Raw genomic sequence first — 22,646 nt, 5'->3', positions numbered from 1 at the left:
AAAACCATGTCGCTCTTGAAAACCATCGAGACCAACCCTTCTTTCGCGCCGCGCGAGTCCAGCCCGCTCCCCGAACGTCTGATCTCCGGCAATCCTGCCTTCAAGACCTGGGCACAGGACGTCGCACGCGGGGAAATGATCCAAACCGGCGTCTGGGAAGCGTCCCCCGGCGAGACGCGCTCGGTCAAGGGGGAGACCTTCGAGTTCTGCCATATTCTTTCCGGAGTCGTCGAACTCACGCCGGAGAACGGGAAGCCGGTCGTTTACAAGAGCGGCGACAGCTTCGTCATGAAGCCGGGCTTCGTCGGCATCTGGAAGACAATCGAGACGGTCCGCAAGATCTACGTGACCGTGATGTGACGCCGAGGCCGCGCGACCCGGTCGCCTCAGAGGTCGCGCAAGAGCATTCTCTCTACCTTCATGCTGAAGATGGCACGCTCTCTGGTTCTCGGGCGTGCCATCACCGACCGCGCCGTCTCCGCTTGACTATCTGACGTCTGTCCGCCGCCCTCCTCGGATCGCCTCCCACACCTTGCCGACGCGTCGCACGGCAGGCGCCATAATGACTGCCGAAGATTTGGTTGTCGTGCCGCCAAAAACGTAATTTTCCACCGTGCCGGCATCTCCAGTCGATGCATGCTGCTCGCGTTCCTCCAGTAGCTTTGAGTTCAAGCCGATACCGAGGATACGCGATGACACTCAGCTTTGATCCAGACACACTTCCCCTGCCCGTCGGCCACTTCATCGACGGTCGGCTGGTGCCGGCCGAAGGCATCATCGACATGCATCGCCCCTCCGATGGCAAGTCTTATGCAGGCTGCCCGCTTGCGGATGAGGTGCTCGTCGATCGCGCCGTCGAAACCGCCAAGAAGGCGCTCAAGGCGAGCAACTGGAGCGGCGTGCGGCCGCGCGAGCGAACAGTCGTGCTGCAGCGCTGGGCAGACCTGATCGAAAGCGAGGCGGAAACCCTCGCCAAGCTCGAGGCGCTTTCCTCAACCCGGCCCGTTGGTCATCTCGTCGCCGGCGACATTGCGGTCAGCGCCGAACAGATCCGTTTCTTCGCCGAATTCGCCGACAAGGAGGGAAGCGATCTCGTGCCAACCGACGACAGCAATCTCGGCATGATCATGACCGAGCCCTATGGCGTCGTCGGTGCCATCACGCCCTGGAACTTTCCCGTTTCCATGGCCGCCTGGAAGCTCGGCCCCGCACTCGCGGCAGGCAATGCGGTGGTGCTGAAACCCTCGGAAATGACGCCGTTCTCGACTGTCTACCTTGCGGAGCTCGCGATCCGGGCCGGTCTGCCGGCCGGCCTCATCAACGTCGTTCTGGGCGACGGCCCCGTCACCGGCACGGCCATGACCGGACACCCGGATATCGCTAAGGTGAGCTTCACCGGCTCGACCGGCGCGGGGACCGCTATCATGGCCAACGTCGCCCGCACCGGCATTAAGCCGATGACGCTGGAACTCGGGGGAAAAAGCCCACAACTGGTCTTCGCCGATGCCGATCTCGACAACGCGGCGGCGGCGATCGCGCAGAGCATGCTTTCGAATGCCGGCCAGGCCTGCGTCGCTGGCTCCCGGCTGATCGTCGAAGAATGCATTGCCGCTCCCCTCGCCGAAGCGATCGTCACGCGCATGGAGGCTGCGAAGCCGGGCCCGACCTGGGACGAGACGAGCGAATACTCGCCCATCATCTCGAAGCGCCAGTTGAACCGCATCCACGGCATCGTCGAGGCGGCCGTCGAGGCGGGCGGCGAATGCCTGTTCGGTGGCGCCCAAATGGATGCGCCGGGCTATTTCTATCAGCCGACGCTGATGGCCGTACGCGACAGCTCCTCGCCGGCGATTACCGAGGAAATCTTCGGCCCGGTGCTCACCATGCAGACCTTCGCCGACGAAGAGGAGGCGCTCGCGCTCGCCGATCACCCGACCTACGGCCTTGCCGCCGGCCTCTTCACCCGCGACCTGTCGCGCGCCCTGGGGCTGACGCGAAGACTCCAGGCCGGAACCGTCTGGGTCAACCGCTACAGCCGCTCTCGCGACCACATCCTGCCGACCGGCGGCTACAAGCGCTCCGGCATCGGCAGGGATCTTGGCCGCGAGGCTTACCACGCCAACCGCAAGAGCAAGAGCGTGCTCATCAGCCTCTAGGGGAAAGCAATGAAATCCTATTCGATCGCACTCATCCCCGGCGACGGGATCGGCCAGGAAGTGACGGATGCCGCCTGGCAGGTCCTTTCCACCGTCGCCAGGCATTCCGGCTTCACGTTAACCGGTACGTCTTTTCCCTGGTCCTGCGCCTTCTATAAGGAGACCGGCGCGATGATGCCGGCGGACGGCATCGAAGCGCTGCGCCCTTTCGACGCCATCCTGCTCGGCTCTGTCGGCTGGCCCGCGGAGGTGCCGGATTCCATCTCGCTGCACGGCCTGCTGCTGCCAATCCGCAAGGCCTTCGTGCAATATGCGAATATCCGGCCGCATAGACTGCTGTCGGGCGTCGAAGGACCGCTGAAGGCGAGCGACTTCGATATCCTCTGCGTCCGCGAGAATACCGAGGGCGAATATTCCGGCGCCGGCGGTCGCGTCCATCAGGGCACGGCGGACGAGGTGGCGGTCGAGACCTCAATCTTCACCCGCGCGGGTGTCGAACGGATCCTGCGCTTCGCCTTCGAGCAGGCACGTCAGCGACGCGGCAAGCTCGCCTCGGTGACCAAATCGAACGCCCAGAAACACTCGATGGTGTTCTGGGATGAGGTCACGCGACAGCTCGCTGCCGAGTATCCGGACGTCGAGGTGACGAGCTATCACATTGATGCCATGGCCGCGCGCGTCGTGATGGCGCCCGAAAGCCTCGATGTCGTTGTCGCCTCGAACCTCTTCGGAGACATCCTCACCGATCTCGGCGCCGCCATACAGGGCGGTTTGGGCTTTGCCGCTTCCGCCAACATCAATCCGGACAGAAGCGCCCCCTCCATGTTCGAGCCGGTGCACGGTTCGGCCCCGGATATCGCCCATCTCGGCATCGCCAACCCCATCGCCGCCATCTGGTCCGGCGCGATGATGCTCGAGCATCTTGGAGAAAGAGAGGCCGCGGGGATGATCATGGCCGCGCTCGAACGCACGACCATCCGCGGCATCGGCACCGTTTCGGGAAAAGACAGGACCCGATCCATCACCGCGGCAGTGCTCGCCGCGCTCGACTGATCGCAAGAGGGATAAACACAGGAGGGATAAACACATGAGATTGAAGGACAAGGAACTCTTCCGGCAATTGGGCCTGATCGGCGGTGAGTGGATCGCCGGAGCTTCGGGCGAGGTCGTCGACGTCATCGATCCTGCGAACCAGGCCGTTCTCGGCACCGTGCCCGACATGGGAACGGCCGAAACCCGCGCGGCCATCGAAGCGGCCAATGCCTCCTTCGGACCTTGGAAGAAGAAAACCCACGCCGAACGCGCCGCCGTGCTCGAGCGCTGGCACGCGCTGATGATCGAAAACCTCGAAGATCTGGCGGTGCTCGTGACGATGGAACAGGGCAAGCCGCTCGAGGAGGCGCGTGGCGAGATCCGCTACGGCGCCGCCTTTGTCAAATGGTTCGCGGAAGAATCCCGCCGCATCGGCGGCCACACCATTCCCTCCCCGACGTCGGACCGCCGCATCGTCGTGCTGAAGGAAGCGGTCGGCGTCTGCGCCATCGTCACGCCGTGGAATTTCCCCAACGCGATGATCACCCGGAAGGTCGCCCCGGCGCTCGCCGCCGGCTGCACGGTGGTCATCAAGCCCTCGGAGTTCACGCCCTTCTCGGCGCTCGCCCTCGGCGTGCTCGCCGAGCGCGCCGGCATTCCGGCCGGCGTCGTCAATATCGTCACGGGCATGCCGACGGCGATCGGTAACGAGTTCATGACGAACGAGACGGTACGCAAGATCTCCTTCACCGGCTCGACCCGCGTCGGTTCGCTGCTGATGCGCGGCGCTGCAGACAGCGTCAAGCGGCTCTCGCTCGAACTCGGCGGCAATGCCCCCTTCATCGTTTTCGACGACGCCAATCTCGATCTTGCGGTGGAAGGCGCGATCGCGTCGAAGTTCCGCAATGGCGGGCAGACCTGCGTCTGCGCCAACCGAATTCTCGTGCAGGCCGGCGTCTATGACGCCTTCGCCGAGAAGCTCGGCGCCCGCGTCAACGCGATGAAGGTAGGCCCGGGGACGGAGCCCGGCATCGCAATTGGCCCGATGATCAATGAGGCTGCGATCGACAAGATCGACCGCCACGTCGAAGACGCGATTGCCAAGGGCGCAAAGCTGGCGGCGCGTGGCAGGTCGGTGCCGGGGGGCCGGCAATATACGGCCCCGATTGTGCTCACCGGCGCCACCACGGACATGCTGCTCGCCAGCGAGGAAACCTTCGGTCCCGTTGCCCCGCTCTTCCGCTTCGAGACCGAAGACGAGGCGATCGCCATCGCCAACGGCACGCCCTTTGGGCTGGCCGCTTATTTCTACACCGAAGGCCTGAAGCGCTCCTGGCGGGTGGCGGAAGCACTGGAGTTTGGCATGATCGGCCTTAACACCGGCGCCATCTCGACCGAAGTCGCGCCCTTCGGCGGCGTCAAGCAATCCGGCCTCGGACGCGAGGGCGCCCAGGTCGGCATCGAAGAATATCTCGAGATGAAGAGCTTCCACATCGGGGGGCTGGACTAGGGTCCCGAGGATCTTGGGTCGGATCGACCCAAGACCCTAAACTTGATCGGGTTGTCAGGTTAGAGCGCTATGGGCGCGGAAAGCCACCGTCCATTCCTCATCCCGCCCTCAAGCGCATGCGAGGCGCTTCAGTTCCTTGTCCTTGCGCATGTCGCCGCCGCAAGACTGCTGCACGCCTTAGGCAGCATGCTCAGGCTAAATCTCCAAGCAAGAAGGGCGCGGCACCTTTCCGGTCCGCGCCCTTCCTTATAAGCCTGCGCTGTCTACCCGACCCTGTCCAGCATCTTGTAATACATGCCCACGAGCGGCAGAAACCATGGTTTGCCGAAATGGCCCGGCACCGCCGGCCACTCGAAACCCTTCAGTGGATTTCGGTCCGGCCGGCCGAGGATCGCGTCCGCAATGATCATCCCAAGATGAGTCGAAAGCTGTGCGCCATGGCCGGAATAGCCCATGGCGTACCAGACTCCATCGTGATAGCCGGCGCGGGGGAAGCGGTCTTTGGTCATGTCGACGAGACCGCCCCAGCAATAATCGATGTCGACCTTGGCGAGCTGCGGAAAGATCTCGGCCAGACTCGCCTTGAGGATCGCACCGCTTTTCGCGTCCGAGCGTTGGTCGGACGTCGCCGAGAAGCGGGCGCGGCCGCCGAAGATCAGCCGGCTGTCTGGCGAGAGCCTGAAATAGTTGCCGATGTTCATCGACGTGACGCAGGTGCGGTTGCCCGGCATCGTCGCCTCGATCTCCTCCGCCGTCAGCGGCCGGGTGGCAATGATGAAGCTGCCGACCGCGATGATCCTGCGGCGGAAATAGCCGAAGGCCGAAGGCGTATAGGCGCCGGTGGCGACGAGCACTGCATCCGCAGTGACGTTGCCGCGCGTGGTCTTCAACGCGTGCCGACCGCCGCCTTCCTGTCGATGCTCAGTGACGGCTGCCTGCTCGAAGATCGTGGCGCCGTGACGCGTGGCCGCTTCGGCGAGACCGACGACGTAACGGCCCATATGCATCATCGCGCTTTTCTTCGAGAGCATGGCGCCGAAGAAAGGCGCGCCGAGTTCCTGCTTAAGGTCGTCTGCGCTAAGTAGCGCCGTGTCGGGATCGACCTCCGCGTGCACGGCTTCGAAGTTGCGTGCGATCGTCTCGAAATGCTGAGGCTTGGAGGCGAGCTTCAGCTTGCCGGCGCGGCGGAGACTGCAGTCGATTCCCTCCTCCGCGATCAATGCCTCAATCGTGTCGATCGAGTCGTCGAGCGCCTTGTAAAGCGCGATCGCCCGCTCCTTGCCGAGCTCCGCTTTGGCCGCCAGATAGCTATGCGCAAGTCCGTTGTTGAGGTGTCCGCCATTGCGGCCGGAGGCGCCCCAGCCGACCTTCTCCGCCTCCAGCACGACGACCTTCGAGCCCGCCTTGGCGAGCTGCCGAGCAGCAGCGAGGCCGGTGAAGCCGCCGCCGATCACGGCGACGTCGAAATGGCCTTCGACCGAACCCTGAGCAGCCCCGGCAAAGGCCGGGGCGGTGTCGTGCCAGTAGGACAGGAATTTCATGGCGCTACGCCTCTCTCTAAAGACCGACGACGCCAGGAAGCCCCGAAATGTCGGCGATCTCCACGTAGCCGTAATAGGGGTTGGCCGGCTCATGGCCGCGATTCACCCAGACCTTGTTCTTGATGCCGAGGTCATGCGCCGACATCAGGTCATAGCGAAAGGAGGATGAACAATGGAGAATATCCTCCGGACCGCAGCCGAGCATGTCGAGCATGTATTCGAACGCCTTGAAACGTGGCTTGTAAGCCAGCGCCTGTTCCGCGGTATAGACCGCGTGGAAAGGAGCGCCGAGCTTCTCGACATTCGACATGATCTGCGAGTTCATCGCGTTGGACAGGATGACAAGCGGGATCTCCTTGGCGACCCTGGCGAGCCCCGCCGGTACGTCGGCGTGCGGACCCCAGGTCGGGACGCGTTCATAGACCATGCGCGCCGCTTCCTCGCGGAATTCAATGCCGTTGCGCTTGCAGGTCCGTTCGAGCGAATTATGCACCACCTCCGCATAGGGCTTCCAGTCGCCGAGGATCTCGTCGAGGCGGTAGGCAGCGAAATTCTTGATAAATTCCGCCATGCGCGCCTCGTCGAGCTGTTCGCTGTAAAGGTCGCGCGCCGCTTCCGCCATCTGGAAGTTGGTTAGCGTGCCATAGCAATCGAAGGTGATGTATTTCGGACGGAAGATCGACATGTGAACTATCCTCGAAAGAGCGGACCAGGGTTTACGTGTAAGATCATAGGCGCCAGCTCATTCCTCGGCTCACCTGATTTCGCAAGAATAGAAGCAGAATCTATCGTATCCAAAGTCGGCTTTGGCAGAAGGTTGCGAGCTTTGCCTGCCGCTCTGCTTATTGCCGCCCAGATTTTCGCTGCCGTTCTTGCCTGGCAGCATAAGATGCGGCGGTCCGTGAGAGCAAAGCTATAAGATTTCGCTTGGACCGCAGCCTTCAGACGAACTGCCGGCCGGCACTCCTTCAGACTTCAGAGCAGAAATGAAGGACATCCCCATGCAGACAAATGAGATCGAACTCACCGCCTTCGGTCCCGAGTATCTTGAAGCCGCCATCAGGCTCTCGCGGCAGGCCGGTTGGCCGCATCGGCTGGAAGACTGGCAGATGGCGCTCGCCTTGAGCGAAGGTATCGTCGCCGTTGAGGACGGGCGGGTCGTCGGCACCGTGCTTGTCACCCCATATAAAAGGGACTGCGCGACCATCAACATGGTCATCGTCGACGAGGCGGTGCGCGGTCGCGGCCTCGGTCGCAAGCTGATGGACGCCGCATTCCGGATCGCCGGCGACCGGCCGCTCCGGCTGGTGGCGACGGCCGAAGGCCTGCCGCTCTATGACAAGCTCGGTTTTGGCGAGAGCGACGCCGTCCTGCAGCATCAGGGCGTAGTCGGAGAAATCGCCGCAGCGGCCGAACCGGAGGCTGCGAGCACCGCCGATGTCGAAGCGATCGCCAAACTCGACCGCCTTGCCTTCGGCGCCGACCGTGGAGCGTTGATTGCCTATCTCGCCAAGGTGGGCGAATTCGCCGTCCTTCGCCGCGACGGCCGCGTCACCGGGTTCGCCGCGCTGCGTGCCTTCGGCCGTGGCGAGGTCATCGGTCCCGTGGTCGCCGCCGACCTCGATAATGCCAAGGCACTCGTCGCCCATTTCATCGCCGCACGGCCGGGCCGGTTCCTCCGCGTCGATACGACCGCCGGCACGGGCCTCTCCGTATGGCTTGCCGAACAGGGGCTCGCTCATGTCGGCGGCGGCATCGCCATGATGAAGCCACCGATCCGCCGCGCCGCCGATCCCATCGCTAACACCTTTGCCCTCGCCAACCAGGCGCTCGGCTGATCCGGAGGTTCTTGATGTACAGCAACTCCCTCATCGAACTCGATCGCGCCCACCTCATCCATCCGGTCGCCTCCTATCGCGGCCACGAAAAGCTCGGCGTGCGCGTGCTTGCCTCGGCCAAAGGCGCGACGGTCACCGACGCTTCAGGCAAGCAACTGATCGACGGCTTTGCCGGTCTCTGGTGCGTCAATGCCGGCTATGGCCACGAGACAATCGTCGAGGCGGCGGCAAAGCAGATGCGCGAGCTGTCCTACGCGACGGCCTATTTCGGCCTCGGTTCGGAACCGGCGATCCGCCTCGCCTCGGAACTCGCAGAGCGCGCGCCGGGCAATTTAAATCATGTTTATTTCACGCTCGGCGGCTCCGACGCCGTCGACAGTACGATCCGCTTCATCCGCTACTACTGGATTGCGCGGGGCGAGCCGCAGCGCGACCAGTTCATCTCGGTCGAGCAAGGCTACCACGGTTCCTCGACCGTCGGGGCGGGCCTGACGGCGCTGCCCGCCTTCCACACCGGCTTCGGCATACCCTTCGACTGGCAGCACAAAATTCCGTCGCACTACGCCTACCGCAATCCGGTGGGTGATGATCCGCAGGCGATCATCGCGGCCTCGCTCACAGCCCTCAGGCGCAAGGTCGAGGAAATCGGCCCCGAGCGCGTTGCTGCCTTCTATGCCGAACCTATCCAGGGGTCGGGCGGCGTGCTTGTGCCGCCCAGGGGCTGGGTGAAGGCGATGCGCGAGCTCTGCCGCGACCTCGGCATCCTCTTCGTGGCCGACGAGGTGATCACCGGCTTCGGGCGCACCGGTCCGCTCTTTGCCTCGACCGAAGAAGAGATCGTGCCGGACTTCATCACCACGGCCAAAGGTCTCACTTCCGGCTATGTGCCGATGGGTGCCGTCTTCATGGCCGACCACATCTACCAGACGATAGCCGACGGTGCCGGCGCTTCCGCCGTTGGCCACGGCTACACCTATTCGGCCCACCCGGTCAGCGCCGCCGTCGGCCTCGAGGTGCTGAGGCTTTACGAGAACGGTCTTTTGGAGAACGGCGTGAAGGCCGGTGCCCGACTGATGGAAGGTCTCGGAAGCCTGAGGGATCACCCGCTCGTCGGCGACGTGCGCGGCCGTGGCATGCTCGCGGCCATTGAACTCGTCGTCGACAAGGCGCAGAAGACCCCTTTGCCGGCAGCCGCGGAACCTGCGCGCCGCATCTTCGACCGTGCCTGGGAAAATGGTCTCGTCATCCGCGCCTTCGCCAATGGCGTGCTCGGCTATGCGCCGCCTCTCTGCTGCAGCGAAACGGAAATCGACGCGATTATCGAGCGCACCCGCCAATCACTGGATGAGACCCTGGAGGACCCGGACGTTCGCCGGGCTCTGAAGACCTGACGCATGACGGGGCGCGATATATCGCGAAAACGTCATATTCGGAATTTTGTGCCGCTTCAGAATGTCTTTTCGGCCACTTCCGTGCAGCACAAGTGCCAAACTGGAGTCGAGGAAAAGGACCGGATCCGAGCAAATTCGAGCCCTTTTACCAAGAGCGGGAAAATCACCCGCCGCCGGGAACAGTATAACCTTCTTCACGAAGCCGTGCTCCCGAGGGAGCGCCCGAAAAACTGGGGTATCGACGTGCGCAAGAGCCTTCAGGAGTTCAAATACATGACTTTCGACGTCGTCGGCACCCTGATCGACTTCGAAGGTGGCCTCAAGGACTGTCTCGCCGGCATTGCCGCCGAGGCAGGTGTCGCGATCGATGGCGAGGAAGCGCTCAGCCTTTACCGCGCAGCGCGCTATTCCAAGGACGCCGACCTCTTCCCAGACGACCTCGTACGGGTCTACCTTGAAATCGCGCCAAAGCTTGGCCTGCCAGCCGAACCGAAATATGGAGAACGTTTCAGGGACTCCACGAAGAACTGGAAAGGTTTTGCCGACAGCGCCGAGGCGCTGGCACGGCTTGCCAAAAGTTGCCGGCTCGTGGCGATGACCAATGCCCGTCGCTGGGCCTTCGATCTCTTCGCCCAGCAGCTGGGCAACCCTTTTTACGCGGCATTTACGGCCGACGATACCGGGACTGAAAAACCGGACCCCGTCTTCTTCGAGAAGGTCTTCGATTTCGTCGGCTCGGAAGGAAATTCAAAGGACGACATTCTGCATGTCGCCCAGAGCCAATATCACGATATCGGCATTTCCCGGAAGCTCGGGTTGGCCAACTGTTGGATCGAGCGTCGCCACGCACAGAAGGGCTATGGCGGCACTATTGAGCCCGCCGAATTCACCGCACCCGATTACCATTTCACCTCCATGGCCGCTCTTGCCGATGCCGTGGTCGTCGCACGCGGCTGACCAGTTCACCGTATCGGGTCCGAACCCGCGTAAGACGGGCAGCCGCCACAAACGAAAAGGGGAATGACATGAACGACAAGATCACCAACTGGACCAGATCCGACGACGCTATGGTCGAAACGGCCATTCGTCGCGGAGCGACACGCCGCGAGCTCCTGCAGATGATGCTGGCCGGCGGTGCCGCCCTCTCCGCCGGCAGCCTGGTGCTCGGCCGAGCCGGGAATGCGGTTGCTGCAACGCCGGTCTCCGGCGGTACGCTCAGAGCGGCCGGGTGGTCGGCTTCCACCGCCGACACGCTCGATCCGGCCAAGGCATCGCTCTCCACCGACTATGTCCGCTGCTGCTCCTTCTATAACCGCCTCGCCTTCCTCGATAAAGGCGGCACGCCGCAGATGGAGCTGGCCGAAGCCATCGAAACCAAGGATGCGAAGACCTGGACCGTCAAGCTGAGGAAGGGCGTCACCTTCCATGATGGCAAGCCGCTAACAGCCGACGACGTGATCTTCTCGCTGAAGCGCCACCTCGACCCGTCTGTCGGTTCAAAGGTCGCCAAGATCGCCGCGCAGATGACGGGCTTCAAGGCGGTGGACAAGCAGACGGTCGAAATCACGCTTGCGAGCCCTAATGCCGACCTGCCGACGATCCTCTCGATGCACCACTTCATGATCGTCGCCGACGGCACCACCGACTTCTCAAAAGGGAACGGCACCGGCGCTTTCGTGAGAGAAGTCTTCGAGCCTGGCGTGCGCTCCGTCGGCATCAAGAACAAGAACTACTGGAAGTCCGGACCGAACGTGGACTCTTTCGAGTACTTCGCGATCAGCGACGACAGTTCCCGGGTGAATGCGCTCTTGTCCGGCGACATCCACCTCGCCGCCACGATCAATCCGCGCTCCATGCGCCTGGTCGAGAGTCAGGGCGCCGGCTTCGTCCTCTCGAAGACGACCTCCGGCAACTACACCAACCTCAACATGCGGCTGGACATGGAACCCGGCAGCAAGCGCGACTTCGTCGAAGGCATGAAGTATCTCGTCAACCGCGAGCAGATCGTTAAGTCGGCGCTTCGGGGTCTAGGTGAGGTCGGCAACGACCAGCCGGTATCCCCGGCCAACTTCTATCACAATCCCGACCTGAAGCCGCGCGCCTTCGACCCCGAGAAGGCGAAGTTCCACTTCGAGAAGGCCGGCATGCTAGGCCAGTCGATCCCGGTGGTTGCCTCCGATGCAGCGAACTCCGCGGTCGATATGGCGATGATCATCCAGGCCTCCGCTGCCGAAATCGGATTGAAGCTCGATGTCCAGCGCGTTCCCGCAGACGGTTACTGGGATAATTACTGGCTGAAGGCGCCGGTCCACTTCGGCAACATCAACCCGCGCCCCACGCCGGATATCCTGTTCTCTCTGCTCTACTCCTCGGAGGCTCCGTGGAACGAGAGCCAATACAAGTCGGAGAAGTTCGATAAGATGCTGATAGAGGCGCGTGGCTCGCTCGACCAGGAGAGGCGCAAGGCGATCTATAATGAGATGCAGGTGATGGTCGCTAGTGAAGCCGGCACCATCATTCCGGCCTATATCTCCAATGTCGACGCGATCACCGCCAAGCTTAAGGGCCTGGAAGCCAATCCGCTTGGCGGGCAGATGGGTTATGCTTTTGCGGAATATGTCTGGCTCGAGGCCTGACTGAGCAACTGGGCTGGGGGGCTGCAACCGCATCGCTGCGCCCCCGGCACTTTGATTCGAAACCTGTCTTGAAAAGCCGAAAGGGAGCGCCGTGAACAACCGGGTCCTATCCCTCGTGCTGAGCAGATTGCTCATCGCCGTGATCACCTTGGTGATCGTCTCCTTCGCCGTCTTCTTCGCGACGACGCTCCTGCCGGGGGACACCGCGTCGATCCTGCTCGGCCAGGCCGCCACGCCGGAGGCCGTCGAAGGCCTGCGCAAGGCGATGCACCTCGACGAGCCGGCGATCTTCCGTTTCCTGCGCTGGATCGTCGGTCTGCTGCAAGGCGACCTCGGCACATCCTATGCCAACGAGATGCCGGTCAAAGATCTGATTGGCGGGCGCTTCGTCAACACACTGCAGCTCGCCGGCGTTACCGCCCTCTTCTCTGTGCCGATCGCACTCACCCTCGGGATTACGTCGGCGATGCTGCGCGGTTCGCCTTACGACCGGATCGTGACGGTGCTCACCATCGGGGTCATCTCCGTGCCGGAATTCATGATAGCGACTTCCGCCGTGCTGGTCTTCGCCGTCTATCTGAAATGGCTGCCGGCACTCTCCTTTGCCAATGAGGTGACGTCGATGACCGATCTCCTGCGTGTCTATGCAATGCCGGTCATCACGCTCACCTTCGTCATCTCGGCCCAAATGATCCGCATGACCCGGGCAGCAGTGATCGAGACCCTCAACACGCCCTACGTGGAGATGGCGCTGCTCAAGGGTGCCTCCCGGTCGCGCATGGTGTTTCGCCATGCGCTGCCAAACGCGCTGGGGCCGATTGTCAATGCGGTTGCACTTTCGCTCTCGTATCTGCTCGGCGGCGTCATCATCGTAGAAACGATCTTCAATTATCCCGGTATTGCCAAGCTGATGGTCGATGCCGTCTCCACCCGCGATCTGCCGCTGATCCAGAGCTGCGCGATGGTCTTCTGCCTCGGCTACCTGCTCCTGATCACGACAGCCGACATCATCGCCATCCTTTCCAATCCGAGGCTACGATGACAATGACCCACTCTGAGACCAAGTCTGCCCGGATTTCCGGAACCCGGCTCGGCTATCGCTTCAATATTGTCGGGATGGTCGGTCTTTCCATCATCCTTTGCTGGGCGCTCGTCGCGATCTTCGCGCCGCTAATCATCCCCTATCCGGTCGGGGAGATCGTCGATCTCGACTACTTCGGCCCCATGAGCCGCGACTTTTGGCTTGGATCCGACTACCTCGGCCGCGACATGCTCTCACGCATCCTGATGGGAGCCCGCTACACGGTCGGCATCTCGCTTGCGGCAGTCACCATCGCCTGCTTCAGCGGCGTGGTCCTCGGCATGATTGCAGCGGTCGCCGGCGGCTGGCTCGACACTTTGCTCAGCCGCCTTCTCGACGCCCTCAATTCGATCCCGAGCAAGCTCTTCGGTCTCGTGGTGGTCGCCGCCGTCGGCTCCTCCATTCCCGTGCTGATCCTGACGCTGTCGGTGATATACATCCCGGGCGCCTACCGCTTCGCCCGCGCGCTCGCTGTCAACATCAATGCGATGGATTTCATTACCGTGGCTCGTATCCGCGGCGAGAGCACGCTTTATCTCATCCGTTCGGAGATCCTGCCGAACATCATCGGCCCGGTACTTGCCGACCTTGGCATCCGCTTCGTCTTCATCGTTCTGCTGCTCTCGGGCCTCTCCTTCCTCGGCCTCGGCGTCCAGCCGCCCTATGCCGATTGGGGGGCATTGGTGCGCGAAAACATCGGCGGCCTTCCCTTCGGCGCACCGGCGGTAATCTTCCCGTCGTTTGCCATCGCAAGCCTCACGATCAGCGTGAACCTCCTGATCGACAACCTGCCGCAGAAGATCCGCGATCGGAGCGAATAATGGGCAACCTCGTAGAAATCCGTGACTTGAAGGTCGAAGCCACCACCGATACCGGCCGCCGTGTAGAGATCATCAAGGGCGTCAGCCTCGATGTCGCCGAGGGCGAGATCGTCGCTCTTATCGGCGAAAGCGGCTCGGGAAAGACGACGATAGCGCTGACGCTGATGGGATATGCCCGCCCGGGCTGCCGCATCTCCGGCGGCAGCGTCTTGGTCGCCGGCAATGACTTGGTGACGTTGACGGAAAAGCAGCGAGCCAAGGTGCGCGGCACCGAGGTCACGTATGTTCCGCAATCAGCTGCAGCCGCATTCAACCCGGCCGCCACGATCATGGACCAGGTGATCGAGGTCACCCGTATTCACGGACTTATGGCTGCCGCCGAGGCGCGTGCCCGCGCCGTCGAACTTTTCCGGGCGTTGTCGCTACCCGAGCCCGAGACGATCGGCAGCCGTTATCCGCACCAGGTTTCCGGCGGACAACTGCAGCGTCTTTCGGCCGCCATGGCCCTCATCAGCGACCCGAAGCTCGTCATCTTCGACGAGCCAACGACGGCGCTAGACGTAACGACCCAGATCGAGGTGCTACGCGCCTTCAAGTCCGTGATGAAGAAGGGCGGCATCGCCGGCGTCTACGTCTCGCATGACCTCGCGGTCGTCGCTCAGATCGCCGACCATATCGTCGTCTTGAAGGGCGGCGAAGTACAGGAGGTCGGCACCACCGAGGAAATTCTTTCGAGCGCCAAGCACCCCTATACGCGCGAACTGCTCTCGGCCTTTGAACCAAAGCCACGGGAGGCTGCCGACGCAGCCGAACGCGCACCGGCTCCCCTGCTCAAGATCGAAAACCTGGTCGCGGGATACGGTGCGTCCAAGACCGACGGCTTGCCGCTCGTGCGCGCCGTCGAAGATGTGAGCCTAAAGGTGGAAAAGGGTCGCAACCTCGGTATCATCGGCGAGTCGGGGTGCGGCAAGTCGACGCTCGCCCGCGCCATTGCCGGCATATTGCCGGCCGCCGTCGGCAAGATCGTCTTCGACGGCAAGGAACTCGGTCGCAGCGCCCGCGAGCGCACGCGCGACCAGCTGCGCGAAATGCAGATCGTCTTTCAATATGCCGACACCGCCCTCAACCCAGCGAAATCGGTCGAGGACATCCTCGACCGGCCGCTCGTCTTCTATCATGGGATGAATGCGAGGGCCCGCAGCCTCCGCATTGACGAGCTGCTCGACATGGTGCGCCTGCCTCGCAACCTGCGTCATCGCCGGCCGGGCGAGCTTTCCGGCGGCCAGAAACAGCGCGTCAACTTCGCCCGCGCGCTCGCCGCTGATCCGAAGCTGATCCTTTGCGACGAGATTACCTCGGCGCTCGACACGGTCGTCGCCGCCGCGGTCATCGAGCTGTTGAAGGAATTGCAGCGCGAGCTCGGTCTTTCTTACATCTTCATCAGCCACGACCTCTCCTTGGTGGAGGCGATCTGCGACGAGATCGTCGTGATGTATGGCGGCAAAAAGGTTGAGGACATCACTCCGGCCAAGATTAATGCGCCCCACCACCCCTATTCGCAGCTGCTCTTCTCCTCGGTGCCGAAGCTCGATCCCTCCTGGCTCGATGGCCTCGAACAGGATCCGGAATTGGTCAGGGCCTATTGCCGGAGGTAGAGGCTCCCATCTGATCGCACCGCGGAAACGGGAAAGGGTGTGATACACTCTTCTGCCCTGCCGGGCAGAGGGTGTCACCCGGGGGCGGGATTGCAGATTTCAGACGAATCAGACCCGAAACAGGCTGGTCAGCGGCATGTGCGCCTTGACGATCGGCGACTTCAGCACAACGAAGCTGAAATATTTGTCGATGCCCACGTCCATGTCGGTGAGGCGCTCCATGATCGTCTGGTATTCGTTGATGCCGGCCGTGACGAACTTCAAGAGATAGTCATAGCCGCCGGACACCAGATGGCATTCGATCACCTGGTCGACCTTCTCGATTGCCGCAAGGAAGCGGGCGAAGTCGATCTGTCGGTGGTTCTTCAAAGTGATCTCGGTGAAGACCGTTAGGGTCTGTCCGAGCTTGCCGACGTTGATCTGCGCGGAATAGCCGTCGATATAGCCCTCCGACTGCAGCTTTTTCACGCGCATCAGGCAGGGGCTCGGCGAGAGATTGACCAGCTCAGCGAGTTCGACATTGGTGATGCGGCCATTCTTCTGCAGTTCGTACAGAATCTTGATGTCGATCCGGTCGAGTTTCATGGCGCGTCTTTCCCCTTGCTGAAGTGGGTCAACGGCGCAGCAGATTGTGCTGCGACTTTCCCAGCGACAACCTTAACACATGCGACAGGCGTGTCGATTTGGTTTGGAGTAGTGAACCGAAGCAAAAAGGGCGGTATTGCTCCTGCAAGACGGCATCTTCTGCTGCTCTCCGGCCGTACTCCGACAACGCCGCCGCGCCAAAGCCGCTAAACTGCGCCGAAACGGAGGTCCCGCCATGCCCGCACCGCTGAAATTCGTCCACACAACATGTGAGCTGCCCGATGCCGCGGATGCCGTCGTGATCGGCGGCGGCATCATCGGCGTGTTCTCGGCCTATTACCTTGCCCGCCGTGGATTGAAGGTGGCACTTGTAGAAAAAGGAAGGATCGGCGCGGAGCAATCGAGCCGCAACTGGGGTTGGTGCCGCCAGCAGAACCGCGACGCCCGCGAGTTGCCGATGGCGACGAAGAGCCTCGATCTTTGGGAGCGCTTCGCCGCTGAAAACGGCGGAGACACCGGCTTTCGCCGCTGCGGGCTGTTCTACCTCAGCAATAGCGAAGAGGAGCTGGCCGGCTGGGCACGCTGGCGCGACTTCGCCCGAACCGTCGGCGTAACCACCCATATGCTCGACAGCGCACAGGCGACCGAGCGCGGCCGCGCAACCGGCAAGCCATGGAAGGGCGGGGTCTTTTCGCCGACCGACGGCACTGCCGATCCGGCAAGTGCAGCACCCGCGGTGGCTCGTGCGATCCTCGAGCTCGGCGGCACCATCCACCAATCCTGCGCTGCTCGCGGCATTGAGACCGAAGGGGGCCGTCTCTCCGGTGTCGTCACCGAGCATGGCGCCATCCGCACGAAGACGGCGATCCTTGCCGGCGGTGCGTGGGCGTCCTCCTTCTGCCGCCAGCTTGGCATCCGCTTTCCACAAGCCGCCATCCGCTCGTCGATCCTTGCCGTCTCACCGGGCGTGACCAGCCTTCCGGATGCGCTGCATACGGCGGCGGTTTCGGTGACGCGCCGCAGCGATGGGGGCTATTCGCTCGCCATCAGCGGCCGCGGCCGCATCGACCCGACCCCGCAGCAACTCAGGTTCGCGCCGCAGTTTCTGCCGATGTTCGTCAAACGGTGGCGCAGCCTGGCACCGGGCGGGCTTGAGGGCTTCCGCTCCGGCCATGAGACCTTGGTCCGCTGGCGACTGGACGCCCCCACACCGATGGAGCGCATGCGCATCCTTGATCCGGCAGTCGATAACGCCACCATTCGCCTCACCCATTCGCGCGCGCTCGACCTACTGCCTGCTCTGAAGAACACCAGGATCACCGCCGCCTGGGCAGGCTATATCGATAGCACGCCGGACGGGGTGCCGGGCATAGGCGAAATCGCTGCAATACCGGGTTTCATCCTCGCCGCCGGCTTCAGCGGGCACGGCTTCGGTATCGGTCCGGGCGCCGGCCACTTGATCGCAGATATCGTGACCGGCAGCGAGCCGATCGTCGATCCCCACCCTTACCATCCGGACCGCTTCGGAAAATCCGCCTGGGGTAAAGTCGCTGATTTTTAAATGAGGTCCTCGCATGGCGACCAGTGACGGCAAGCGCCTCTTCCAACATTTTCGCCTAAGCTCGGAAAGACGCCTGCCGCAACTCTCTGCCAAAGCCCCTATGCGATACAAAGCAATCTGCTTCAGCTCGCGGCGAATGCGGCCACTAGTCTCCCCGCTCGCCCACTATGGTGATTGCGGTACAGGCGTGCTGTGCCGATGCATCCCATGAATCCAAAAATAGAGAGGTCATTCATGAAAACGCTGCTGCTCAAGAAGGATGAAGTAAGGCGGCTAATCGGTATGGCGGAAGTCATCGGCGCGGTGGAAGAGGCTTACAAGGCCTTCAGCAGCGATCAGGTGTAACAACCTGACTATATCGGGATACATCACCCCTCTCTCCGTGGAGAAATCGACTTCAAGCTTGGCTATTACAAAGCCAATGAAATCATCTCCATGAAAGCGCACTCTGGAGGGTTCACCAACAACCCGGCAGAACATGGCGTGCCCAATAGCATAGGCACCATTCTCCTGTTTGATGCCAGGAGCTGTGCGTTGATTTGCATCATGGATGGAAGCTTGATCACTGGCCTCAGAACGGGGGCGTCTGGAGCCGTCTCCGTCAAAGCACTGGCGAGAAAGAACGCCAGGACGGTCGCATCGATCGGCACAGGTAATCAGGCGAGAATGCAAATCCGTGCGGTCAACGAGATCATGAAGATCGAAAAGATTCACGCCTGGAGCCGCACCCCGGAAAGCCTTTCCAGATACAAGACGGACATCCAACGCGAATTCGGCATTCCCGTCATCGTCGCAAGTTCCAAGAAGGAAGCGGTTGAGCAGGCCGATATCTTGATTACGACGACCCGGGGAAAAGGGGAGCTTGTGGAAGCGGATTTGGTGAAGCCCGGAACACACATCGTTGCAGTCGGCACAGATCAACGCGGCAAACAGGAGCTGGATCCGGAGCTCTTCAGGAACGCGAAAATCATCGTCGACTCGATCTCGCAATGCACAGAAAAGGGCGAAACCTGGCACCCGCTGAACAAAAACATCATCGCTAAAGACGACATCCATGGCGAAATCGGCGAGGTCTTGTTGGGAAGGAAGCCGGGACGAGAAAGTGATGACGAAATCACGATTTTCGATTCCACGGGAACCGCACATCAGACACACGCCGTTATTGCGGGCAGAAAAAATAGAGAAAGCCGCTGGTTGTCGGCTATATCTCAAACCGGAAACCCTGCAGATTACTGGCGCATTCAAAATTCGCGGCGCCCTGAACAAGGCTCTCTCGCTCTCGAAAGAAGAGATCGCAAACGGCATTATTGCGACGTCGTCAGGCAATCATGCCCAAGGGCTTGCTTATGCCGCCAGGATGCTGGGCGTAAAAGCGATATTGGTGCTTCCGGTCACCACGCCCAAAATCAAGATCGAAAATACAAAAGCCCTCGGGGCAGAAGTCATTCTTTTCGATGGTGACACCGCCGCCAGATGGAAAAGGGTGTATGAAATCGCTGAAGAAAACGAATACGCGGCGGTTCACGCTTTTGAGGACCCCATCGTGATGGCCGGTCAGGGAACGACGGGTGTGAAATACTACATGACCTGGACGATGTAGATACGATCATCGTTCCCGTAGGCGGCGGAGGCCTAATCTCAGGAATCGCTACCGCCATAAAAGAAACGAAACATCGGTGCGCGTTATCGGGGCAGAGCCTGCCTTGACACCGAAGTATTTTCACAGCCGGATAAACAAGGAGCGCACATCGCTTCCCTTGAAGAACACCATTGCGGATGGCTTGAGGATAAGCGTTCCGGGTCAAAACCCGTATCCGATTATCGAAAAGTATGTGGACGAGATTGTTCTTGTTGAAGACGAGCACATCATCGCCGGGATGCGTGCTCTTGCCAAGGATGCGAAATTGATCGCTGAACCAGCCGCCTCGATTGGCGTCGGAGCACTGTTGGCGGGCATCATAGACGTCAAGCCGGATGAAAAAGTCTGTGCGGTGTTGTCTGGCGGGAACTGGGATTTACGCGACCTTGCCGCGATATACAATGTAGCGGGGTAATCAGTTCCAGCTTCGGTCAGTTCACCACACCGATCGCAGTTGAACGTCGCGAACCTCATCGCCGAGCAAGAATCTGTCGGTCCGGAATGCAGCCCAGATACGTCATTCGGGGACCAGCTTGGCGACGACCGCTTCCCACCGAAAGCTGCCGTCCGGCGACAACTCTGGGCATGTCCTATCTCGCCCCCAAGCGGGCCATTCAGATGGCACCCGCGATCTGATCCAGCGTCAGTCCATTGTCCATGCCGAGATTCAAGTGGCTCGTAGCTGCGCGACACAACCGGTCGCAACGAGAGCGCTGACCGTCACCAAGGCGGTGCTGTTCGCACGTCCTTGCAATCAATTGCTCAGGCCGCTTTGTTTGCCAGAGCGCGCATACGACAGTCGGCGCGGGCAGCGAGCAAGTGAGTTGGACAGGCGATGTTCACCGGCGGATTTTGCCAATCCAATCCATTACTCGGGTTATCGTCTGCCTCTCTTGCGGTGCCTGCATAGAGAATGCATCGGCGAGCCGCGCCTGCGGTTGTACGCCTGGCCAGAACTGACAAGCTGTCCCCCAGTCCGTAGCCCCACGAGTGACAGAGGTATGATCGTCTTGCATGAGAAGTCGTGGGCTTTAAGGATCGAGCGGACCACGGGTGGCAAGGTCATGCCCGACGGCCGGCCCGGCCATCGCGGAAATGCCGCTTACGTTGTGTGTGCGCTCCACATTGATGTCGGATCGTTGCGCCGGCATGAGCGCTGGAACAGGATCGGGCAGCCGCTCCAGCCGCAGCGAATTCACCACAACGAGGATGCTCGAGCCGGCCATGACCGCCGCCGCAAGGATTGGCTGCAGAAGTCCGAATGCTGCGAACGTCAGCGCGACGAGGTTGTAGCCGAACGCCCACATAAGGTTGGCCAAGATGGTCCTGCGGACCGCGCGGGCCACGTCGACGATCCAGGGCAGCATCCAAAATCCATCCGCAGGCAGCACGAGCCCTGCAGTCTCGCGGGCGAGATCTGTGGCGGAGCCGACGGCGATACCGATATCTGCGGCGGCCAGGACCGGTCCGTCATTCAGCCCATCGCCGACCATCGCCACCGAAACGTGGTCATGGCGGAGCCGATCCAGCGCCAGCCGTTTGGCCTCCGGCGAAAGGCCGGCTTGGACGTCCTTGATCCCAACCAAGGCCGCGATCCGCTCCGCCGCTTGCGCCAGGTCGCCGGTCAACAGCGTGGCGTCGAGCCCGCGCTTGCGCAGCGCCGCGATCGCGGCCTGCGCCTCGGGAAGCGGTGAGTCGTCGAGCGACAGCACGGCGTGAACCCGCTCGCCCCAACCCACATAGACCACCGAATGACCGCTCGCCTCCAACGACCGCGCACGCTCGGCCAGCGACGGGGGAAGCGGCCAGCCCAGATCATTCATCAATCTGCCGTTCCCTGCCGCCACGGGCCGGCCTTCGGCGCTGCCGCGGATGCCACGGCCGGGAACCGTCCGAACATCGCTGGTGACGAGCGGCGTGATGTCCCGCTGAGCGGCGGCTGCCGTGATGGCCTGCGCCAGACCATGCTCGGAAAGGCGCTCCAGACCGGCGGCGCGCGCCAGCACTTGGTCAAAGCCGACCTCCTCGCCGTAGACGCCGACTAGACGTGCTTTGCCCGCCGTCAGAGTGCCGGTCTTGTCGAAGGCGAGTAACCGTACACGTGCGAGGGTCTCGAGTACGCCGGGATCGCGGACGAGGCAGCCGTGCCGCGCCAGCCGGCCGATGCCGAGTGATGTCGCCATCGGAGCAGCGAGGCCGACGGCACAAGGACAGGCAACCACCAGTACCGAGAGGCCAATTAGCAACGCCCGATCGAACGGCAATGACTGCGCCCAGTAAACGATCGTCAGACCGCCGAGGGCAAGGACGAGCGGCACGGACACGCCGACGACGCGATCGGCAAGGCGCTGGGTTGGGCTGCGACGGCCGAGCGCTTCGCGCACCGACCGGCAAATCCTCGCCCAGCGGGTTGCGGTTCCGTCAGCGCTGCTTTGGATCAGAAGCGGGCCGTCGATATTGATGCTGCCGGCAATCACCTTGGAGCCGGCGCCCTTTGTCACTTGCCGGCTTTCTCCGGTAATCACGGCTTCATCGGTGTTCGATTCCCCCTCGACAACCACGCCGTCGACCGGAATGCGCTCGCCTGGCCGAACCCGCACCAGCATGCCGGCCGACACCTCCCGCACCGGACCGCGGATCTCTGCCGCGCCATCGACCACGGTCGCGCTCTCGCTTTCTGCGGCCAGAAGAGGTTCGAGGTCGCGCGCCGCCCTTGCGCGGCCAACAGCCTCGAGATAGCGGCCAACGGTAAATAGCATCAGCACCATCACGGCGGTGTCGAAATAGACATGCGTGCTGCCCTCGAACACGGCAAACGCCGAGTAGAGGTAAGCGGCAGCGACGCCAAGCACGATGAGTGCCGACGATGTCACTCGTCCCTGCATGCCATTGAGCCACATTTCGCGCAGATAGGGTCCGCCGAGAAGCACCACCGCCGGCGTCGCGAAGATCCAGAGCAAAAAGTGAATCCACGGCAGCACGCCCGCATCGACCCCGGTGAATGCGTCCGAATAGAGGAGGAGGCTGAACATCATGATGTTCATGGAGAGAAAGCCACCCACGCCAAGCTGGATCAGAAGCCAGGCGGCTTCCCATTCTTCGTGTCTGCCGCTCTTCACCTGAAAGGCGATGCAACAGCCGTAGCAGCAGAACGTGCAAGCCTCACCGTCGAGCCTGCGCTCCATTGGGCGCACGCCAAC

At 62.1% G+C, this 22,646-nt stretch carries 16 protein-coding genes and 2 pseudogenes; 14 read left to right on the top strand and 4 right to left on the bottom strand.

Annotation, left to right across the window (positions count from 1 at the left end):
- Nucleotides 1-6 precede the first annotated feature (6 nt).
- From JOH52_RS27190 to JOH52_RS27175, 4 genes are all read left to right on the top strand, one after another.
- Nucleotides 7-360, top strand: a complete 354-nt coding sequence (locus JOH52_RS27190) for a cupin domain-containing protein (protein ID WP_010967972.1) — start codon at nt 7-9, stop codon at nt 358-360.
- A 332-nt stretch (nt 361-692) separates the two neighbouring features.
- The gene (locus JOH52_RS27185; protein ID WP_014531360.1) at nt 693-2,156 is read left to right on the top strand and encodes an aldehyde dehydrogenase family protein; all 1,464 of its coding nucleotides are present in this window, start codon (nt 693-695) and stop codon (nt 2,154-2,156) included.
- A gap of 9 nt (nt 2,157-2,165) precedes the next feature.
- Nucleotides 2,166-3,209 (top strand): tartrate dehydrogenase, encoded by a 1,044-nt coding sequence (locus JOH52_RS27180; protein ID WP_014527926.1) that lies wholly within the window; start codon nt 2,166-2,168, stop codon nt 3,207-3,209.
- A 34-nt stretch (nt 3,210-3,243) separates the two neighbouring features.
- Nucleotides 3,244-4,698 carry an NAD-dependent succinate-semialdehyde dehydrogenase gene (locus JOH52_RS27175; RefSeq protein ID WP_017272288.1) on the top strand — a complete coding sequence of 485 codons (1,455 nt, stop codon included), beginning with the start codon at nt 3,244-3,246 and terminating at the stop codon, nt 4,696-4,698.
- A gap of 263 nt (nt 4,699-4,961) precedes the next feature.
- Here the strand turns inward: JOH52_RS27175 and JOH52_RS27170 are convergent, their stop codons facing one another.
- Complete coding sequence (locus tag JOH52_RS27170; RefSeq protein WP_014527928.1) at nt 4,962-6,239, bottom strand: NAD(P)/FAD-dependent oxidoreductase; 1,278 nt, start codon at nt 6,237-6,239, stop codon at nt 4,962-4,964.
- Between the two features lie 16 nt (nt 6,240-6,255).
- Nucleotides 6,256-6,924 (bottom strand): haloacid dehalogenase type II, encoded by a 669-nt coding sequence (locus JOH52_RS27165; protein WP_014527929.1) that lies wholly within the window; start codon nt 6,922-6,924, stop codon nt 6,256-6,258.
- A gap of 316 nt (nt 6,925-7,240) precedes the next feature.
- Between JOH52_RS27165 and JOH52_RS27160 the strand changes: the two genes are divergently transcribed.
- The 7 genes from JOH52_RS27160 to JOH52_RS27130 all read left to right on the top strand — a co-directional run bounded on the left by JOH52_RS27160 (nt 7,241) and on the right by JOH52_RS27130 (nt 15,661).
- A complete protein-coding gene (locus JOH52_RS27160; protein WP_013845668.1) occupies nt 7,241-8,077 on the top strand; it encodes a GNAT family N-acetyltransferase in 837 nt (278 codons plus the stop codon).
- Nucleotides 8,078-8,091: 14 nt separating this feature from the next.
- Nucleotides 8,092-9,468, top strand: coding sequence for an aspartate aminotransferase family protein (locus tag JOH52_RS27155; RefSeq protein ID WP_014531358.1), 1,377 nt, complete (start codon nt 8,092-8,094; stop codon nt 9,466-9,468).
- A gap of 243 nt (nt 9,469-9,711) precedes the next feature.
- Nucleotides 9,712-10,425, top strand: a complete 714-nt coding sequence (locus tag JOH52_RS27150) for an HAD-IA family hydrolase (RefSeq protein WP_026029646.1) — start codon at nt 9,712-9,714, stop codon at nt 10,423-10,425.
- A gap of 68 nt (nt 10,426-10,493) precedes the next feature.
- Nucleotides 10,494-12,104 carry an ABC transporter substrate-binding protein gene (locus tag JOH52_RS27145; RefSeq protein WP_014527932.1) on the top strand — a complete coding sequence of 537 codons (1,611 nt, stop codon included), beginning with the start codon at nt 10,494-10,496 and terminating at the stop codon, nt 12,102-12,104.
- Between the two features lie 91 nt (nt 12,105-12,195).
- Nucleotides 12,196-13,146 carry an ABC transporter permease gene (locus JOH52_RS27140; protein WP_010967982.1) on the top strand — a complete coding sequence of 317 codons (951 nt, stop codon included), beginning with the start codon at nt 12,196-12,198 and terminating at the stop codon, nt 13,144-13,146.
- Nucleotides 13,143-14,006: an ABC transporter permease gene (locus JOH52_RS27135; protein ID WP_010967983.1), complete on the top strand. Its 864-nt coding sequence runs from the start codon at nt 13,143-13,145 to the stop codon at nt 14,004-14,006. The genes JOH52_RS27140 and JOH52_RS27135 overlap by 4 nt, the downstream gene beginning before the upstream one ends.
- Nucleotides 14,006-15,661 (top strand): ABC transporter ATP-binding protein, encoded by a 1,656-nt coding sequence (locus tag JOH52_RS27130; protein WP_010967984.1) that lies wholly within the window; start codon nt 14,006-14,008, stop codon nt 15,659-15,661. Before JOH52_RS27135 ends, JOH52_RS27130 begins: the two co-directional genes overlap by 1 nt.
- Nucleotides 15,662-15,769: 108 nt before the next feature.
- Here JOH52_RS27130 and JOH52_RS27125 read toward each other — a convergent pair whose 3' ends face one another.
- On the bottom strand, nt 15,770-16,246 hold the full coding sequence (locus JOH52_RS27125) for an Lrp/AsnC family transcriptional regulator (protein WP_003533554.1): 477 nt from the start codon (nt 16,244-16,246) through the stop codon (nt 15,770-15,772).
- Between the two features lie 235 nt (nt 16,247-16,481).
- Between JOH52_RS27125 and JOH52_RS27120 the strand changes: the two genes are divergently transcribed.
- From JOH52_RS27120 to JOH52_RS35370, 3 genes and pseudogenes are all read left to right on the top strand, one after another.
- Nucleotides 16,482-17,807 carry an NAD(P)/FAD-dependent oxidoreductase gene (locus tag JOH52_RS27120; RefSeq protein ID WP_010967985.1) on the top strand — a complete coding sequence of 442 codons (1,326 nt, stop codon included), beginning with the start codon at nt 16,482-16,484 and terminating at the stop codon, nt 17,805-17,807.
- Between the two features lie 234 nt (nt 17,808-18,041).
- Nucleotides 18,042-18,956: pseudogene (locus JOH52_RS27115) on the top strand (ornithine cyclodeaminase family protein); the annotation flags it as partial.
- Nucleotides 18,913-19,861, top strand: a pseudogene (locus JOH52_RS35370) (threonine/serine dehydratase). The pseudogenes JOH52_RS27115 and JOH52_RS35370, both read left to right, overlap by 44 nt.
- A 616-nt stretch (nt 19,862-20,477) precedes the next feature.
- Here the strand turns inward: JOH52_RS35370 and JOH52_RS27105 are convergent.
- The gene (locus JOH52_RS27105; RefSeq protein WP_017272291.1) at nt 20,478-22,631 is read right to left on the bottom strand and encodes a heavy metal translocating P-type ATPase; all 2,154 of its coding nucleotides are present in this window, start codon (nt 22,629-22,631) and stop codon (nt 20,478-20,480) included.
- Nucleotides 22,632-22,646: the final 15 nt, after the last annotated feature.

The organism is Sinorhizobium meliloti, assembly GCF_017876815.1.
GTDB classification, from domain to species: domain Bacteria; phylum Pseudomonadota; class Alphaproteobacteria; order Rhizobiales; family Rhizobiaceae; genus Sinorhizobium; species Sinorhizobium meliloti.
Note: the sequence above shows the minus strand (reverse complement) of the source record. Positions and strands in the feature narration are given on the sequence as shown.

Coding starts and splice junctions, on each gene's coding strand:
- JOH52_RS27190 (WP_010967972.1), top strand. CDS start 7: ATGTCGCTCTTGAAAACCATCGAGACCAACCCTTCTTTCGCGCCGCGC.
- JOH52_RS27185 (WP_014531360.1), top strand. CDS start 693: ATGACACTCAGCTTTGATCCAGACACACTTCCCCTGCCCGTCGGCCAC.
- JOH52_RS27180 (WP_014527926.1), top strand. CDS start 2,166: ATGAAATCCTATTCGATCGCACTCATCCCCGGCGACGGGATCGGCCAG.
- JOH52_RS27175 (WP_017272288.1), top strand. CDS start 3,244: ATGAGATTGAAGGACAAGGAACTCTTCCGGCAATTGGGCCTGATCGGC.
- JOH52_RS27170 (WP_014527928.1), bottom strand. CDS start 6,239: ATGAAATTCCTGTCCTACTGGCACGACACCGCCCCGGCCTTTGCCGGG.
- JOH52_RS27165 (WP_014527929.1), bottom strand. CDS start 6,924: ATGTCGATCTTCCGTCCGAAATACATCACCTTCGATTGCTATGGCACG.
- JOH52_RS27160 (WP_013845668.1), top strand. CDS start 7,241: ATGCAGACAAATGAGATCGAACTCACCGCCTTCGGTCCCGAGTATCTT.
- JOH52_RS27155 (WP_014531358.1), top strand. CDS start 8,092: ATGTACAGCAACTCCCTCATCGAACTCGATCGCGCCCACCTCATCCAT.
- JOH52_RS27145 (WP_014527932.1), top strand. CDS start 10,494: ATGAACGACAAGATCACCAACTGGACCAGATCCGACGACGCTATGGTC.
- JOH52_RS27135 (WP_010967983.1), top strand. CDS start 13,143: ATGACAATGACCCACTCTGAGACCAAGTCTGCCCGGATTTCCGGAACC.
- JOH52_RS27130 (WP_010967984.1), top strand. CDS start 14,006: ATGGGCAACCTCGTAGAAATCCGTGACTTGAAGGTCGAAGCCACCACC.
- JOH52_RS27125 (WP_003533554.1), bottom strand. CDS start 16,246: ATGAAACTCGACCGGATCGACATCAAGATTCTGTACGAACTGCAGAAG.
- JOH52_RS27120 (WP_010967985.1), top strand. CDS start 16,482: ATGCCCGCACCGCTGAAATTCGTCCACACAACATGTGAGCTGCCCGAT.
- JOH52_RS27105 (WP_017272291.1), bottom strand. CDS start 22,631: ATGGAGCGCAGGCTCGACGGTGAGGCTTGCACGTTCTGCTGCTACGGC.